Below are 14,566 nucleotides of genomic sequence, written 5' to 3' on the forward strand. Positions count from 1 at the left end.
ACTGTAGCCGCCCGGGCTCAGACGTCGATCGCTCCCCTGAGCGGCAGATCGCCCGCGCTGCGACCGGCCAGCACGGCGAACCGGCCCGGCTCCGTCCGCCACTCCGCCGCCTCCGGGCACCAGTGCTGCAGGGCCCGCGCGGTGATCCGTACGTACACCGTCACCCGCTCCCCCGGCTCCGCCCGCGCCGCCGCCCAGCCCGCGAGCCAGCGCACCGGGCGCTCGACCGCCGAGTCCGGGCGGGACAGGTGGAGCTGGACGACCTCGCGGCCGCGCCGGGTGCCGGTGTTGCGGAGGGTCACGGGGATCTCGTAGCCGCCGGGCGCCGGAGCGGGGGCGTCGATCCGCTCGAACTCCCAGGTGGTGTAGCCGAGTCCGTGCCCGAACCAGTACGCGGGGGCCGCGCCTTCGGCGCCCGCGCGCAGCCAGGCGCGGTGGCCGATGTGCAGACCCTCCTCGTACGGGAGCCGTCCGCCGGTGGGGTGCGTGGTGCGCACGGGGGCGTCGTCGAGGCTGGCGGGCCAGGTGGTGGGGAGCCGTCCGCCGGGCTCGGCGGCGCCCACGAGGACGTCGGCGAGGGCGCGCCCGGCCTCCTGACCGGGGAACCAGGCGAGGAGGACGGCTCCGGCAGCCTCGCGCCAGGGCAGCTCCACGGGGGCGCCGGAGTTGACGACGACCACGGTACGAGGGTTCGCGCGGACGAGTTCCGCGACCAACTCGTCCTGCGGGGCGGGCAGTCGGAGCGACACCCGGTCGAAGCCCTCGGACTCGCCGCCCTCGGTGGTGCCGACGACCACGACCACCACGTCGGCGGCCCGGGCCGCGGCCGTGGCGGCGGCGAGCGCCTCGGCCGGGTCAGGTACGGGCGGCGCCGCGGTGAGGACGGTCGCCCGGCCGGTGCCGGGGGCGAGCTCGCGCCCTGCGAGAACGTGGACGGGCCGGCCGGCGGCGAGCGGGACGCGGGCGGTGTGCTGGGGCGGGCGGACGTGGATGACGGCCGGGTCCTCGGTCTCGGGCGGGAACTCGCCGCTGAGCACGGTCGTTCCGTCCACGGCGAGTCGCAGTGCGCCGAAGCCGCCGAGCCCGAGCATCCAGGGGCCGGTCGTGTCGGGGTGGAGCACGGCGGCGAGCTCCACGGTGTGGGCGCCCGGCGGCAGGTCGGGCTCCAGCACCCGTCCGGAGGGCTGGTGGGCGGAGTACAGCACGGCTCCGGCGGCATCGAGCACCCGCAGCCGTACGCCGGGGGCGCCGCTCTCCGGGTCACGGGCGTGCCGTGCGCCCAGCGCGGCCAGCCCGCCGCTGCCCTCGGGCGCGGGGCCGGGTTCGTACACGACCCGGACGTGCGGCGGCAGTACCTCCCGCAGCCCTTCCAGCGGGCTGACCACCCGCCGCGGGAACACCTCGGAGCTGCCACCGCCCTGGACCCGGGGCTCAACGGCGTGCACCCCGATGACGGCGACACGGCTCAGCGCGCCCCCCACCAGGGGCAGAACGCCCCGGTTCTCCAGCAGCACGAAGCTCGCGGCGGCCGCTTCGCGCAGCTCGCGCCGGACGTCGTCGGCGCCCCCGGGAGCCGAGCCCGCCCCCCCGAGGCTCCCGCCGCCGGCCCCCGCACCGGATGGGCCGGCGTCGCCGGGGCACGCGGGGCCCGAGGTGGCCGGGGCCGGAGTGGCGGCGGTCGCCGGGGTGGCCGGGGGTGAGGTGGGCGGGGTGTCGGTGGGGGTGAGGGCTCCGACCCGGGCGGCCAGACGGAGCAGCCTGCGCAGCTTGCGTTCCACCGCGTCCGCCGGGACCCGCCCGCTCCGCACCGCCTCCACCAGGGACTCGCCCCACATCCCGCCAGGGCCTGGCATCGCCAGGTCCTGCTCGGCCACGGCCGAGGCCACGGTCGAGCGGACGCCGCCCCAGTCGGAGACGACCACTCCGTCGAAGCCCCACTCCCCCTTGAGCGGCTCAGCGAGCAGGGAACTCTCGCTCATCGTCGTTCCGTTGACCTTGTTGTACGCCGACATGACGAGCCATGCCCCGGCCTGGACCGCGGCCTCGAAGGGCGCGAGGTAGAGCTCGCGCAGCACCCGTTCGCCGAGCCGTACGTCGACGGTCAGCCGCTGCGTCTCGGAGTCGTTGGCCACGTAGTGCTTCGCGGTCGCGGCCACCCCCCGGGACTGGATGCCGCGGACCAGCGCCGCGCCCGTACGGCCCGCGAGCAACGGGTCTTCCGAGAAGCACTCGAAGTGACGCCCCGCGAGCGGACTGCGGTGCAGGTTGAGCGTGGGCGCGAGCAGGACGTGCACACCCTTGCGGCGGGCCTCGTCGCCGAGCAGCGCTCCGAGCCCGCGGACCCTGTCCTCGTCCCAGAGCGCCCCGAGCGCGCTCGGGGAGGGCAGCAGCGCCGAGGTGTACCGCTCGTCCCAGCCGGGCCCGCGCACCCCGGCCGGCCCGTCGGAGAAGACCATCTCCCGCAGCCCCACGTCCGGTTCGGGGTGGGTCCGCCAGGTGTCGGCCCCGGTCAGCAGCCGTACCTGCTGCGCGGGATCCAGTTTGTCCGCCAGCCGTTCCACGTCACCGTCGTGCATGTCCACCCCTTACACCAACCGTCCAGATCCACGGGAGAGCGCTCTCCCGATGATCCCGGCAGACCTGATCGACTGTCAACGGCACGGCAGGGGCTGGCACGGACCGGGCACGGCCGGGGACGGGACCGGGCACGGCCGGGGACGGGACCGGGCGCGGGACCGGGCCGGAAGCGACCCCGTGGCCGCCGCGGGTGTGCTGGGGCCGGGGGCGGGTTCGGCCGGTCAGCCGTGGACCGGGTACGCGGCCTGGAAAGCCAGGCGCGCCTCCGCACCCCCGGCGATCCGGGCGAGCAGTCCCTCCAGTTCGAGGTACGCCTCCCAGCGCTCGGTGCCGGGCGGCGAGGCCCGTACCAGGCGGTCGATCAGCAGATCCTCCAGATCGGTGACCCTCTTGCCCTTCCACACCTTGTCAGCGGCACTGACCAGCAGTTCCTCGATGCTCGCTCCGGTATCCGACCAACTGGCGTGGGTGGCGGCGAAGCGGGCCCGCGCCGGGGTGAACCCGTGCGCGAGGAGCAGCTCCCGGCCGGCCGGCTCGTGGGCGGAACCGGGCCCGGAGAGCTCGGCAGGGTGCACCACCTTGCCGATGTCGTGCGTTGCCGCCCCGAACAGCACGGCCTCCCGGTCGAGGGTCAGCTCCGGACGGAACTCGGCGAACCAGTCGGCCAGTTCGTAGGCCACGTCGTGCACGAGCCGCAGATGCGCCGCGAGCCGGGGCGGCGCGGCGAGCTCGCGCAGCAGTGCGGCCACGGCCTCGGGGAGGGCGCGCAGGTACGGGTCCGCGGGCGCGCCGAGCGCGCGGGAGAGCAGGTCGGTTCCGGGCATCCGGGCAGGATAGGCGGTATCGGGGGCCGCTTGTCCCGGAAGGCCGCGCCGGGCGGACCACGTCCGGCCCGGCGCGGCGGCACGGCCGTCTCGCCCGCCCCCCTCATCCCCTCACTCGTACTCCGTGCCGCCCTTGCGCGTCAGGTACGCCGGGCTGACCGCCTTCGCGATGGCCCGGCCCCCGACCAGGGGGCTGTAGCGCTCGGTCGCCGGGCGGATGACGACACCCTCGCGCAGGTGCAGTCCTCGGCCGGACACGGTCTCCCGTCCGCTCGCCCGGTCCAGAACCGTGTCGAGACCGTACGGCCCCTCGAACAGCCTCGGGACAAGCGGGAGTTCGGCCTCCGGGAAGACCACCGCCGGGTCCAGCCACCGCACCTGCCCGTCGATCTCCGCGGAGACGTCGAAGACGGCGTACCCCGGCGCCCCGCCGGCCGTGCGGACGTCGGTCCCGTAAGCCAGGTCCTGGACCCCCTTGCCGTACACCTCACCGAAGATCCCGACCCGGGTGGCCCCGAGGCGCGCGGCCAGCCGGGCGGCGGCCTCGGGCACACCGTGACCGCGTACCGCCCGCCAGTAGAGGTTGCGCTCGTCCTCCCGGAGCGCCAGCCCCCGGGACCCGAAGCCCTTGGAGGAGACCAGCACCCGGCCGTCCTCGGCGATGTAGGTCAACAGGCAGGCGGTGCCGTGCAGTTTCTCGGTGAGGACGACCGGCTCGCCGGGCTCGAAGATGCCGGGGTAGCGCTGGAGGTTCTCGACGTCCACCCACGGAAGCAGCTCGGAGGCGGCCTCCACGTCCCCGTCCATGGTCGTCGGGACGGGCGGGGACCACTTGACGATGCCGAGGGACTCGGCGAAGTCCGTACCCTCCGACGCCGCCCGCTCGAGGTCCACGCCGGCCAGCGCGCCCGGCAGGCAGACCAGCCCCTGGGACAGTTCGCCGCGCAGCCGTACCGCCTTCACCCGGTTCGCCTCCCCGCCGGCGAGTCTGCCGGTCAGGCCGAGCTCCTCGATCAACGCGACGGGCAGTACGGCTTGTTCGGGTATGTAGAGGGCGAAGTCACCGGTACGGTACGCACCTTTCGCCACGACCGCCCGGTAGAGGCCGACTTGCGCCAACTCCAACGCGTCGGCGTTCGGGTGCGGATGGACAGCGAGCTCTTCGGCGGTGACCCGCAGGGTGGACATGAAGCACTCCTAGGTAGTGGTGGAGGCGGGCAGGGTCGTCGCCAGCCACTCTGCGGGCCGCTATTTCCGCTGGTCCAGCACATATCGCGGTGTTAGCCTGCGACGCCCCTGCCTTTACCGCGACATGGGGGTGCCGCGTCACACAGGAGGTTCGTATGTCAGGTCGTCCGGTCACCGTCGTCACCGGGGGCAGCCGCGGAATCGGCGCCGCCACGTGCGTCCGGCTCGCCGCCGACGGACACGACATCGTGCTCGGCTACCTCCACGACGACGCGGCCGCCAGGACCACGGCCGACCGGGTACGGACCACCGGTGCCCAGTGCGTGACCGTGCGCGGCGACACGTCCGAGGAGTGCGGCGTGGACCGGCTCTTCGACATCGCCGGAGCCGAGTTCGGCACGGTGACCGGCCTGGTCAACAACGCCGGGGTGACCGGCACCCCGGGCCGGCTCGCCGACATCCGGATCGAGGACCTGCGCCGCGTGCTGGACGTGAACCTCTTCGGGTACCTGCTCTGCTGCCGCCGGGCCGCCCGGGACATGGCCGCGTCCGGCGGCGGGGCCATCGTCAACGTCTCCTCCGCGGCCGCCACCCTCGGCAGTCCCGGCCGCTACGTCCACTACGCCGCGACGAAGGCCGCCACCGACACCCTGACCCTGGGGCTCTCCAAGGAACTCGGCCCGGACGGGATCCGGGTCAACGCCGTGGCACCCGGCATCATCGATACCGATATGCACGCCGCCATGGGCGACCCGGACCGCCCCGCCCTCGCCGCGGCCGAGATCCCGCTCGGGCGCGCGGGGCAGCCCGAGGAGGTCGCGGCGGCCATCGCCTGGCTGCTGTCCCCGGACTCCGCGTACACGACCGGGACCATCCTGCGCGTCGCCGGCGGGCGCTGAGCGAAGCCTCAGCCGCCGCTCCCGAAGGCGGCCCGCGTGGCCGGACCGTAGACGCCCGGCGGATCGCCCTTGATGCTCCGGTTCTGCTGGAGCTGGGTGACACCGCGCCGGGTCTGTTCGTCGTAGACCCCGGTGGCGGAGACGTACGTGAACCCCTGCGCGTAGAGCCGTTGCTGAAGGGTGCGCACCGCGGCCCCGCTGTCCCCCGGACGCAGCGTCCCGGACCTGCCCGGCGTCGGCTGCGCGCCCGTCGGACCCGTCGGCTTCGGGTCCCGGCCGGCACTCGGCGGCGCACCCGGGGTGGTCGGGGCCGGCGTGGGCGAAGCCCCGGAGTCGGCCTGGCCCGCGGACTCCCCGTCCGGCGACGGCTCCTCTCCGGCGCCCGGACTGCGCGCCGGGAGCACCGGTACGGACAGGCCCGGCGGCACCACCGTGCGCGGCGGCTCCCGGTCGGGGCCGCGCAGCAACAGCGCGAGCACGCCCGCGGCCCCGAGCCCGAGCAGGGCGAGGACGACGAGCGGAAGCCGACTGCCGCTCCGCTCCGCCCGGCCTGCCCGGTCGGCCCACTCGCCCCGGTCGGCGGCGGAGGCGGACCTCGGTGCGGACGCCGGGGTCGGGGCCGTTGCCGAGGAGGTGGACGGTGACGGTGACGGTGAGAGGGTTCCGTTCGTGGGCGGTGCGAACCGTGCCGGTGCGAAGACCGGAGTGATGTCCTGCGGCCAGGACGGGCCCGTCGGCACGGGCGGACCGAACGGGCCGGAAGGGCCTGACAGGCCTGACGGATGGGACTGGTGGGACGGACCGGGCGGATGGAACGGACGGGACGGCTCTGACGGCTCGGGCAGCGGGGCCGGGCCGGACGAGGGGGCCGGGGAGGCGACGTAGGGACGTACGAGCAGGCGGTCTTCGTCGGGGACGGTGCCGTCGCTCTCAACGGGTGCAGGTTCAGGGGACATGGTTGTCTCCCGGCGGGTACGGGGCAGGCTCGGCGGTGCGCCGGCCGGCCCCTGCCCGGCCGGTCAGGCCCTGCGCCGCCGGGCGACCACGACCATGCCGGCGCCGACGCCGAATACGAGGGCACCGCCGATCGCCAGCGGTACGGCCATGCCCGCGCCGGTCAGGGCGAGCCCGCCACCCGAACCTCCCGTTCCGGAGATGCCGGCGGCCACCCCGGGCAGCGTGGCGGGGGTGCTGCCGGGCGGCGCCGGGGTGCCGGTGCCGCCCGGTGTGCCGGACTTCGGTACGACGGGGACGACCACGGGGGCGGACTGGGCGGTGGACGGGGCGGTGGACGGGACCGGCGGTGCGGACGGGGTGGCGCCCGGCTGCGCCAGGCGGTTCACGGCAGGCATCGGGTGGCCGGGGAGGCAGCCGGTGAACGGGTGGTGGCGCGTCTCGGCGCTGCCCGTCCCGGTCAGGGACTTGGCGATGACCGAGCCGTCGACCGGTCCACCGGAGCCGAGGTCGACGGCGGCTCCGGGCGCGAGGATGCTGCCCGGCCACGCTCCCACGCTGTTCTTGACCACCTTCGTGGCCCCGGGGAAGTTCCAGAGCAGTCTCGTGCGGACCGCTCCCCCGGCGGCGATGCTCCGCTCGTCCGCGAGCACTTCGCGCCCGCCCGCCTCGTCCCGGAGACGCAAGCCGGTGGTTCCGGCCCGCGCCTGGTCGTAGGAGGCACCCTTGACGTTGATCACGGTCACCGCGCCCGCCGGGACCTTCAGCCGGATCTCGCGGGCCTTCTCCAGCTCCGCGGTGGGGACGGTGAAGGTGTTGAACCGTGTGTCGGTACCGGTCAGCTGGAGGCCGGGGCCGTCCGTGCGCCACTGCGCGCCGGCCGACTGAGCGGCGGCTCCGAGGGTCTCTGAGGTCTTGCGCAGGGCGCGGAACTCCGCCGCGAAGTCGATCGGCGAGGGCGCCTTGGCCACCGTGCCCCGATGGGCCTCGGCGGTACCGGAGAGGGTGCCGCCGTAGCTGCCGTTGCCGTTCATCACCCGCACCGTCCCGGTCACATCGCCCGCCACGACGAGGGCGTTCCCGCCCGGGAGCGCCCCGACCTGCCCGGGGGTCAGCTCCCGGCCGATGGTGAAGCCGCCCCGGAAGTCGGCGTTCCCACCGACTGCGACAGCGCCTTCGGCGCCGGGGGTGTGCCGGTCGTCGCCCTCGACGAACTCGCCGTAGCGGCCGGCGACGCCGAGCGCCCCGGTACAGGCGGTGGGGTCCGTCGCCGGGGTCGCGGAGGCGGAGGGGGCCGCGAAGAGGACGAGGGCGCCGAGGGCGGTGACTGCGACGGAACCGCCTATCACGGCCGAGGCGAGCGAAGAGCGGGCGGATATGGACATGTGGGATATCTCCGAAGTGCGGCTCGTGCGGTGGCGCTTGCGGTCCGGCCGGCGCGGGCGCTGGTCCGGGCGGTGGTGCTCGACCCGGCGCACTCTTTCCCCCTGGGATGCCCCAGGTCAAGCCGGATGTCCGATCCGTCTCATCCGCCCGGTGAGCGTGCGCGGTCTTCGCGTGGAGCATCTCGCCGGGACCGATGCGGCCGCCATGCTGATCAGTTGGCCGGCGAGGCCTCGCGGGCGGCGCCGGGGTCGACGCCTTCGGCACTGGAGCCGGTACTGGAGCCGGCACTGGACCTGGTGGTGGCACCGGTGTTGACGCCGGCACCAGCACTCGCGCCCCCGCCCGCCACCCACCGCTCGCCCTCCTCGACCCGCTCCGCCCGCTCCGCCCGCTTCGCCCGCTTCGCCCGGCGCGAGGTGGAGGTGACCTGGACGGTGACGGCCGCGAGGGCCATCAGCACCGCTCCGGCCAGCGGGGCGGCGGGTACCGAGATCCCGTCGACCGCGAGGCCGCCGGACAGCGCGCCCGCCGCGATGGCCAGGTTGAACATCGCGACCATCAGTGAGGAGGCGGCCTCGGCCTCCTCCGGTGCGGCCTTGATCATCCAGCCCTGCAGACTGACCGAGACCCCGCCGTACACGAACCCCCAGGCCAGCAGCAGCACCGTCCCGGCGACCGCTCCCGGCACCGTGGCGATCAGCCCGAGGATCACCGCGAGGGCGGCGCCGACCACGAGCAGCGTCCGGCGCGGGTCGCGCGATCCGGCCAGGAAGTTGCCCGCCACGCCCGCGACGCCGTACCCCAGGAGGAGGGTGCTCACGAATCCGGCGTCGACGCCGGACACGTCCCGCAGGATCGGCCGGACGAAGGTGTAGGCGGCGAACTGGCCCGTCACCACCAGGAAGGTGACGGCCACTCCGGCTCGTACCGCGCGGTTGCGCCGGAGCAGGGCGGGGAGTTGGGCGAAGGTGATGGTCCGGGTCGGCGGCAGCGGGGGCAGCAGCAGGAGCAGCGCGGCCAGGGTGAGGACGCCGAGCCCGCCCACGGCGGCGAAGGCGAAGCGCCAGCCGCCCAGTTCACCGAGCAGGGTCCCGGCGGGGACGCCGAGCACCGAGGCGGTGGGGACTCCGCCGAAGACGAGCGCGGTGGCCCGGCCGACGTGGCGTTCGGGGACGAGGCGTACGGCCAGCCCGCCGGCTATCGCCCAGAAGCCGCCGACGCCGACCCCGACTAGCAGCCGGGCCGCCAGGACGACGCCGAAGCCCGGGGCGACGGCGGCGACGAGGTTGGCGGCGGCCATCAGGGCGATCAGCGCTACCAGGACCCACCGCCGGTCGAGCCGGCCCGCGCCGACGGTGACCAGCGGCGCGCAGACCCCCGCGACCAGGCCGGGCACGGTGACCATCAGCCCGGCGGTGCCGTCGGACACCCCGAGATCGGCACCCACGGGGGTCAGCAGCCCGACGGGCAGCAACTCGGAGGTGATGAGGCAGAAGATCCCGAGCGCCACGGCCCCCACGGCCCCCCACCCCTTCCACGCGGCCCGCGCACCGGCCACGGAGCCGGTGTCCGGCGCGAGGCCGGAGTCCGGGACGGAGCCAGCACCCGGCACGGGGCCGGAGTCCGGTCGGGAACCGGGCCCACGGGCGGGCTCGGGAACCAGGCCGGGGTCGGAGCGCTGCTCGGTCCCCGGGTCAGGGGCGGGGCTCGGACCGGATGGTCGGGGGTGTTCGCCGGGCGCGGGGGCTTCGGTCATGGGGCGGGACTCCGTACGACAGGGCAGGGCAGGCGGGCAGGCAGCCGGGCGGGCGGGGCTCCGGAGGGATCCCGCCCGGTCGGACGGGGCCCCGGAGGGATCCCGCCCGGTGGAACGGGACTCCACAGAGGTCCCGCCCGGTCGGACGAGGCTCCACAGGGAGCACGCCCGACAGGGACAGGGCTCCGGGGAGCCGGGACGGCGGCGCGGAGCACCGGGGGTCGCGCCTCCCCCGGCATCCGCACTGTCGTTCCCGTCCGAACCTTGTCCGGATTTCCCCGTCAGGTCCACCCCCGTCCACGTACGCGCCCCCCGGACCGGTGAATCCTCCCCGCGCGGCGGAAACCTTCCGGGTGCCGGTGCGCGGGCGCTACCGGTCCGGCGCGGTATCACCCACACGTGTGAGCGCGGGGTCCGGTCCGCCCGGCCGTGCGGCATGGTGGGCCGATGCAGTTGCGCCGGATCCTGCCCCTCTCCCTCGTCGCCCTCCTCGCGAGCGCCGGCTGCGTGTCGGTCGGCCCGCAGGTTTCCGACGTGCCCGCCCGTGGTCCCGTACCGCCCGCCGACGCACCCGACGTGCCCGACGCGCCCGACGGTTACCTTCCGGCCGGCGTCCCGGGGGCCGCCGAGCCCGCGGACCCCGCGGAAGCCCCCGCCGAGCCGTCGCCGCCGCTGCCCCTCGGCAAGCTCCCGGCGACGCCCGGCGGCGGGCCCGAACCGGGCCGCCGCGCCGCGCGGGCGCCCCGCCCGGCCGCCGACCGCCACACGAAGCCGGCCGCGCCCCACCGCGCGCACCCGCCCCAGAAGTCCCCCGCCCGTCCGGGGCACCGGCCCGGCCCGGCGCAGCCCCGGGTGGACGAGTTGTGCGCGGCCGCCGAAGGCGCCGTACCGCCGTCCATCGTGGATCTGTGCATCCGCCAGTCCGGCCGCTGACCTGGCCCGATGCCCCCATATTCTGGTCGGGCTTGACCCTCACACCGTGTCAGGGCCTGCACTGGAAGGCGTCATGTTCACCATCGGAGACTTCGCCAAGCACGGCCGGGTATCGGTCCGCATGCTGCGTCACTACGACGCCCTCGGACTGCTGCGCCCGGCCCGTGTCGACCCCGCCAGCGGCTACCGCTACTACGAGGCCGGGCAGCTCGCCCGCCTCAACCGTGTCATCGCGCTCAAGGACCTCGGCTTCAGCCTGGAACAGGTGGGGTCGATACTCGACGAGCTCGTGGGTGCGGAGGAGCTGCGCGGCATGCTGCGGCTGCGCCGGGCGGAACTGGAATCGGCCATGGCCGCCGCGGCGGCCCGGCTGACCCAGGTCGAGGCGAGGCTCCGGATCATCGAGAACGAGGGAACCATGTCTTCCATCGACATCGTCGTGAAGAGCCTTCCGCCCGTACGCCTCGCCGAGCTGAGCGGGGTCGCGGGAAGCTACGAGCCCCAGGACATCGGCCCGGTCATCGGCCCGCTCTACGACGAACTGTGCCGCCGCATCGAGACCGCCGGGGTCACCCCGACCGCCCCCGGGATCGCGTACTACGAGGACACCGACGACGCGGAGCGGCCCGGCGCCGTCCTGGTCCACGCCGGGCTGCCGGTCGCGGCGGACGTCCGGGCCGAGGACCTCGGGGGCGGCGTACGGATCGTGGTGCTGCCGGCCGTCGAGCGGGCCGCGACGGTCGTGCACCGGGGTTCGATGGACTCCGTACTGCCGACCGCGCAGGCCCTCGCCCAGTGGATCGACGCGAACGGGGAGCACTCCGGCGGGTACGCGCGCGAGCTGACCCTGGCCTGCCCCGAGGACCGCGACCAGTGGGTCACTGAGCTCCAGGAGCCGCTAGGCGTCTGACGCCCGCGGCCCCGCACCCGGCGACCGGGCACCCCACCGCCAGGGCCTGTCGCCAAACTCCCGTCCGCCGCGCGACGACAGGCCCTAGGCTCCGCTGATGCAACGCGTACTCGTCGTCGGCATCAGCGGAGCCGGCAAGTCCACCCTGGCCCGGGAGTTGGGGCGGCGGTTCGGGCTTCCGTACCACGAGGTGGACGGCCTGCACTTCGCCGGGCCGGGGTGGGCCGTCAGCCCGTCCTTCGCCGCCGACGCCGCCCGGATCGCGGAGGGCGACCGGTGGATCCTGGACTCCCACGGGCCCGAGGCCGCACGCGACCTGCTGTGGCTGCGGGCCGACACCGTGGTGTGGCTGGACCATCCGCGCCGCGTGGTCATGCGGCGGGTGCTGCTGCGCTCGCTGCGCCGGAGCATGCTGCGGGAGCGGCTGTTCGGCGGCAACCGGGAGCGGTGGCGGGAGTGGCTGCGCGCCGACCATCCCGCCTGGTGGGCCTGGTCGCGGTACGCGTCCCGGCGCGCGGAGATCGGCGGGCTGGCCGGGGACGAGCGGTTCGCCCCGCTGCGGGTGGTCCGGCTGAGGTCCCCGAAGGCCGCGGAAACCTGGCTCCGGGATCAGCGGCCGGCCGGGCGGCGGCCGCAGACGTAGGCGCAGCCGCGTACGGTGCCGCGGCGGGCCGTGCGCAGTCGGCGCATCGTCGCGTGCCCGCGCCGGCGCCATTCGGCCCGGGGCAGGCCCGCCCGCTGGCCGCCGCCGGTGATCAGGGCGTTGACGGGTGCGTGCGGGTCGGCGGCGAGCCCCTTGGCGACCAGGACCCCGACCACCAGCGGCACCAGGGCCACGGCCAGCGCCGAACCGGCGGAGGTCACGTGCCGCTGCATGCGCGGAAGGTTCGCGGTGCGCGCGGTGGCGGTCGCGGTGGCCGTGGCGGTGACGGCGGCGGAGGAGCCCTCGGAGGTCATGCCCCCATTCGACCAGTGGGGGCGTTCCCGGGAATCGGGGCGGATACTCAGGCCGTTGGGTGTGAGGTACTCAGACACGACCCGGAACGGACCAGGGGGCAGCCGTCGTGACGACACCCGGGCAGGGCTTCGAACCGGCGAGCGGCGACGGACCGGCGGCTCCCGAAGCGGGGCGGGCGGCGGAGCTCCGCACCGCGTACGAGGGCCTGCTGCAGATCCGTCGCCTGGTCAACGGACCGGCCGGCGCCACGGTTCCCGCCCCGTGGGAGCGCCGGCTGATGGTGCGCGCGGTGGCCCTCGTACTGGAGGCCGCGGGCATCGCGCCGTCGGCGTGCGATCCGCGGGACCCCGCGGGCCCGCGGACGCGGAACGGATACCGGGTGGGCCCGGCGGCGTCCGGTGCGGGCCGGGTCGAGGTGACCTGGCTCGGCCCGCCGGGCGGCGGAGCGGCGGAGGAGGAGCAGGAGCGCCTGACGGCCTGCGCGGCGGCGCTCGAACCGCTCGGCTGGGTCTGCCTGCTGTACCGCGGCCCGCGTCGGCGCCGCTTCCTCGAGGTGGAACCGCCACCGGCACCCTGACGCCCCGCCGAAATCCGCTACCCCGCACGGTGACGGCGGGGCACACTCGCCCGATGGGAATGCTCGATGCGCAGGCGGAGCGCGTCCGCGCGGGCGCGACGGTGGAGTTCCGGCCCACGGGCACGTCGATGGTCCCGCTCGTCCACAGCCGGCAACGCGTCCGGGTCGCCCCGACCGACCCGGCCCTGGTGGAACCGGGGGACATCGTCCTGGCCCGGGTGTCCGGCACGGTGTACCTGCACCTGGTGACGGCCGTGGACACCGCGCGCCGCCGGGTCCAGATCTCCAACAACCGGGGCCGTGTCAACGGCTGGACCGGCCACGACCGCGTCTTCGGCGTCTGCCTCGCGGTGGACGACGTCCCCCGTCCGGGCGCGGCCGCCAAGGTCCGCGCGACCGGCACGCCAACACCTCCGCATCCCCCCACGCCCACTCCTTGGCCGCGCCCCGCCGGGCCGATCCGCCGCAGGGTTTCCCGTACGGCTCCGGCCAGCCACTCGTCGTCCCGCATCTCACGGTCCCCGTCACCGGTGTACATCGGGACGCGCACGCGCCGCTGCGCCGCCGCCCTCAGCGCGGGCACGGCCGGCGCCGCCGCCGGCCTCGAGTACCCGGGCGGCCACCGCGATGCCGCGCGGCCGCTCGTCCAGCCGCGCGAGGATCTCCTCCGCCCGCCGCCGGTCCCCGGAGATGGTGATCAGGGCCATGGCGGTGTGCCCGGCCCGGGCGCCCGGGCCGTTCGCGGGAATCGCGTCGAGCAGGGGCAGCGCGGCCCAGGCGCCCGGGCCGATGGCCCCGAGCGCGACCACCAGCCGGCCCGCCCGCCGTTCGTACGAGCAGTCGCCACGGAGCCCGGCCAGCATCCGTACCAGCACGGGGACGGCGGGGGCCGCTGCCGCTCGGCACGCGCCGAGTACGGCCAGCGCCGGGTCCGCGGCTCGGGACCCGGACCGGTCGAGGGCCGCCGCGGCCGCCGCGACGAGCGGGGCGAGGTCGGCACCGGGTACACCGGCCAGCCCTTCGGCCGCCTCCGTCACGGCCCACCCGGACGACCCGTCCCGAACTGTCCGGCAGAGCCCGGGCAGCGCCCGTACGTCCCCTGTCCGGGCGAGCGCCAGGGTGGCGGCCCCGTCCCGTACCCGGTCCGCCAGCTCCTCCCGGCACAGCCGGGTGGCCTCCAGCGAGGACCCGAGCAGGCGCACGGCCGCAGCCCCCGCCCAGGGGTCCGCCAGCAGCGGCCGCAGGTGCGGTACGAGCGCCGCCGGGGCCGCACGCCAGTGGCGCATCGCCTCCGCCGCCAGGTCCACGGCGGCGAGCCTGCCCGCCGCGGTCGGCCGGACCGCGAGCGCGGCGACCCGCGCGGCAGGTGCTCTCCGCACCGGAGCGCCGGGCCTCCATCCCCCACACGGTGCCGATCCGCCACTCCACCCGGCCGCCGGGCCCCCCGATCCGCGGTCCGGCGGCATCGAGGTCCGCGAGGACCGCGTCGCCGTCGGGTGCCGGGGCCGCGCGCAGTCTGACCGCCGGGTCGGGGTCGGCCAGCAGGGGCAGCGCCATGCGGGACGCGGCCGTCCGGTCGGCGGCGACGGAAGCCGGATCGGTGA

General features: G+C 75.8%; 13 protein-coding genes. 5 read left to right on the forward strand and 8 right to left on the reverse strand.

What is annotated here, in order from left to right:
- Positions 1-17 precede the first annotated feature (17 nt).
- The 3 genes from OG389_RS03660 to OG389_RS03670 all read right to left on the reverse strand — a co-directional run bounded on the left by OG389_RS03660 (position 18) and on the right by OG389_RS03670 (position 4,589).
- On the reverse strand, positions 18-2,576 hold the full coding sequence (locus OG389_RS03660; protein WP_328296997.1) for a glycoside hydrolase family 3 C-terminal domain-containing protein: 2,559 nt from the start codon (positions 2,574-2,576) through the stop codon (positions 18-20).
- A 222-nt stretch (positions 2,577-2,798) separates the two neighbouring features.
- On the reverse strand, positions 2,799-3,401 hold the full coding sequence (locus OG389_RS03665) for an HD domain-containing protein (protein ID WP_328296998.1): 603 nt from the start codon (positions 3,399-3,401) through the stop codon (positions 2,799-2,801).
- A 111-nt stretch (positions 3,402-3,512) separates the two neighbouring features.
- On the reverse strand, positions 3,513-4,589 hold the full coding sequence (locus tag OG389_RS03670; protein ID WP_328296999.1) for an RNA ligase (ATP): 1,077 nt from the start codon (positions 4,587-4,589) through the stop codon (positions 3,513-3,515).
- A 155-nt stretch (positions 4,590-4,744) separates the two neighbouring features.
- On the opposite strand from OG389_RS03670, the gene OG389_RS03675 reads away from it, so the two are divergent.
- Entirely contained in the window at positions 4,745-5,488 is a 744-nt protein-coding gene (locus OG389_RS03675; protein WP_328297000.1) for an SDR family NAD(P)-dependent oxidoreductase, read from the forward strand.
- A gap of 8 nt (positions 5,489-5,496) precedes the next feature.
- Here the strand turns inward: OG389_RS03675 and OG389_RS03680 are convergent, their stop codons facing one another.
- The 3 genes from OG389_RS03680 to OG389_RS03690 form a co-directional block, all read right to left on the reverse strand.
- A complete protein-coding gene (locus OG389_RS03680) occupies positions 5,497-6,228 on the reverse strand; it encodes a peptidoglycan-binding domain-containing protein (protein WP_328297001.1) in 732 nt (243 codons plus the stop codon).
- A 279-nt stretch (positions 6,229-6,507) separates the two neighbouring features.
- Complete coding sequence (locus OG389_RS03685) at positions 6,508-7,827, reverse strand: choice-of-anchor A family protein (RefSeq protein WP_328297002.1); 1,320 nt, start codon at positions 7,825-7,827, stop codon at positions 6,508-6,510.
- A 212-nt stretch (positions 7,828-8,039) separates the two neighbouring features.
- On the reverse strand, positions 8,040-9,584 hold the full coding sequence (locus OG389_RS03690; RefSeq protein WP_328297003.1) for an MFS transporter: 1,545 nt from the start codon (positions 9,582-9,584) through the stop codon (positions 8,040-8,042).
- A 447-nt stretch (positions 9,585-10,031) separates the two neighbouring features.
- Here OG389_RS03690 and OG389_RS03695 point away from each other — a divergent pair, with 447 nt between their 5' ends.
- The 3 genes from OG389_RS03695 to OG389_RS03705 all read left to right on the forward strand — a co-directional run bounded on the left by OG389_RS03695 (position 10,032) and on the right by OG389_RS03705 (position 12,070).
- Complete coding sequence (locus OG389_RS03695) at positions 10,032-10,517, forward strand: hypothetical protein (RefSeq protein ID WP_328297004.1); 486 nt, start codon at positions 10,032-10,034, stop codon at positions 10,515-10,517.
- A 73-nt stretch (positions 10,518-10,590) separates the two neighbouring features.
- Positions 10,591-11,427, forward strand: coding sequence for a MerR family transcriptional regulator (locus OG389_RS03700; protein ID WP_328303495.1), 837 nt, complete (start codon positions 10,591-10,593; stop codon positions 11,425-11,427).
- 97 nt (positions 11,428-11,524) lie between these two features.
- Positions 11,525-12,070 (forward strand): adenylate kinase, encoded by a 546-nt coding sequence (locus OG389_RS03705; protein ID WP_328297005.1) that lies wholly within the window; start codon positions 11,525-11,527, stop codon positions 12,068-12,070.
- Here OG389_RS03705 and OG389_RS03710 read toward each other — a convergent pair.
- Complete coding sequence (locus OG389_RS03710) at positions 12,037-12,384, reverse strand: hypothetical protein (protein ID WP_328297006.1); 348 nt, start codon at positions 12,382-12,384, stop codon at positions 12,037-12,039. The genes OG389_RS03705 and OG389_RS03710 overlap by 34 nt on opposite strands.
- A gap of 107 nt (positions 12,385-12,491) precedes the next feature.
- On the opposite strand from OG389_RS03710, the gene OG389_RS03715 reads away from it, so the two are divergent.
- Positions 12,492-12,962 (forward strand): hypothetical protein, encoded by a 471-nt coding sequence (locus OG389_RS03715; RefSeq protein WP_328297007.1) that lies wholly within the window; start codon positions 12,492-12,494, stop codon positions 12,960-12,962.
- A 524-nt stretch (positions 12,963-13,486) separates the two neighbouring features.
- Here the strand turns inward: OG389_RS03715 and OG389_RS03720 are convergent.
- Positions 13,487-14,341: a hypothetical protein gene (locus OG389_RS03720; protein ID WP_328297008.1), complete on the reverse strand. Its 855-nt coding sequence runs from the start codon at positions 14,339-14,341 to the stop codon at positions 13,487-13,489.
- Between the last annotated feature and the right edge of the window lie 225 nt (positions 14,342-14,566).

The organism is Streptomyces sp. NBC_00435 (genome assembly GCF_036014235.1).
Classification (GTDB): Bacteria; Actinomycetota; Actinomycetes; order Streptomycetales; family Streptomycetaceae; genus Streptomyces.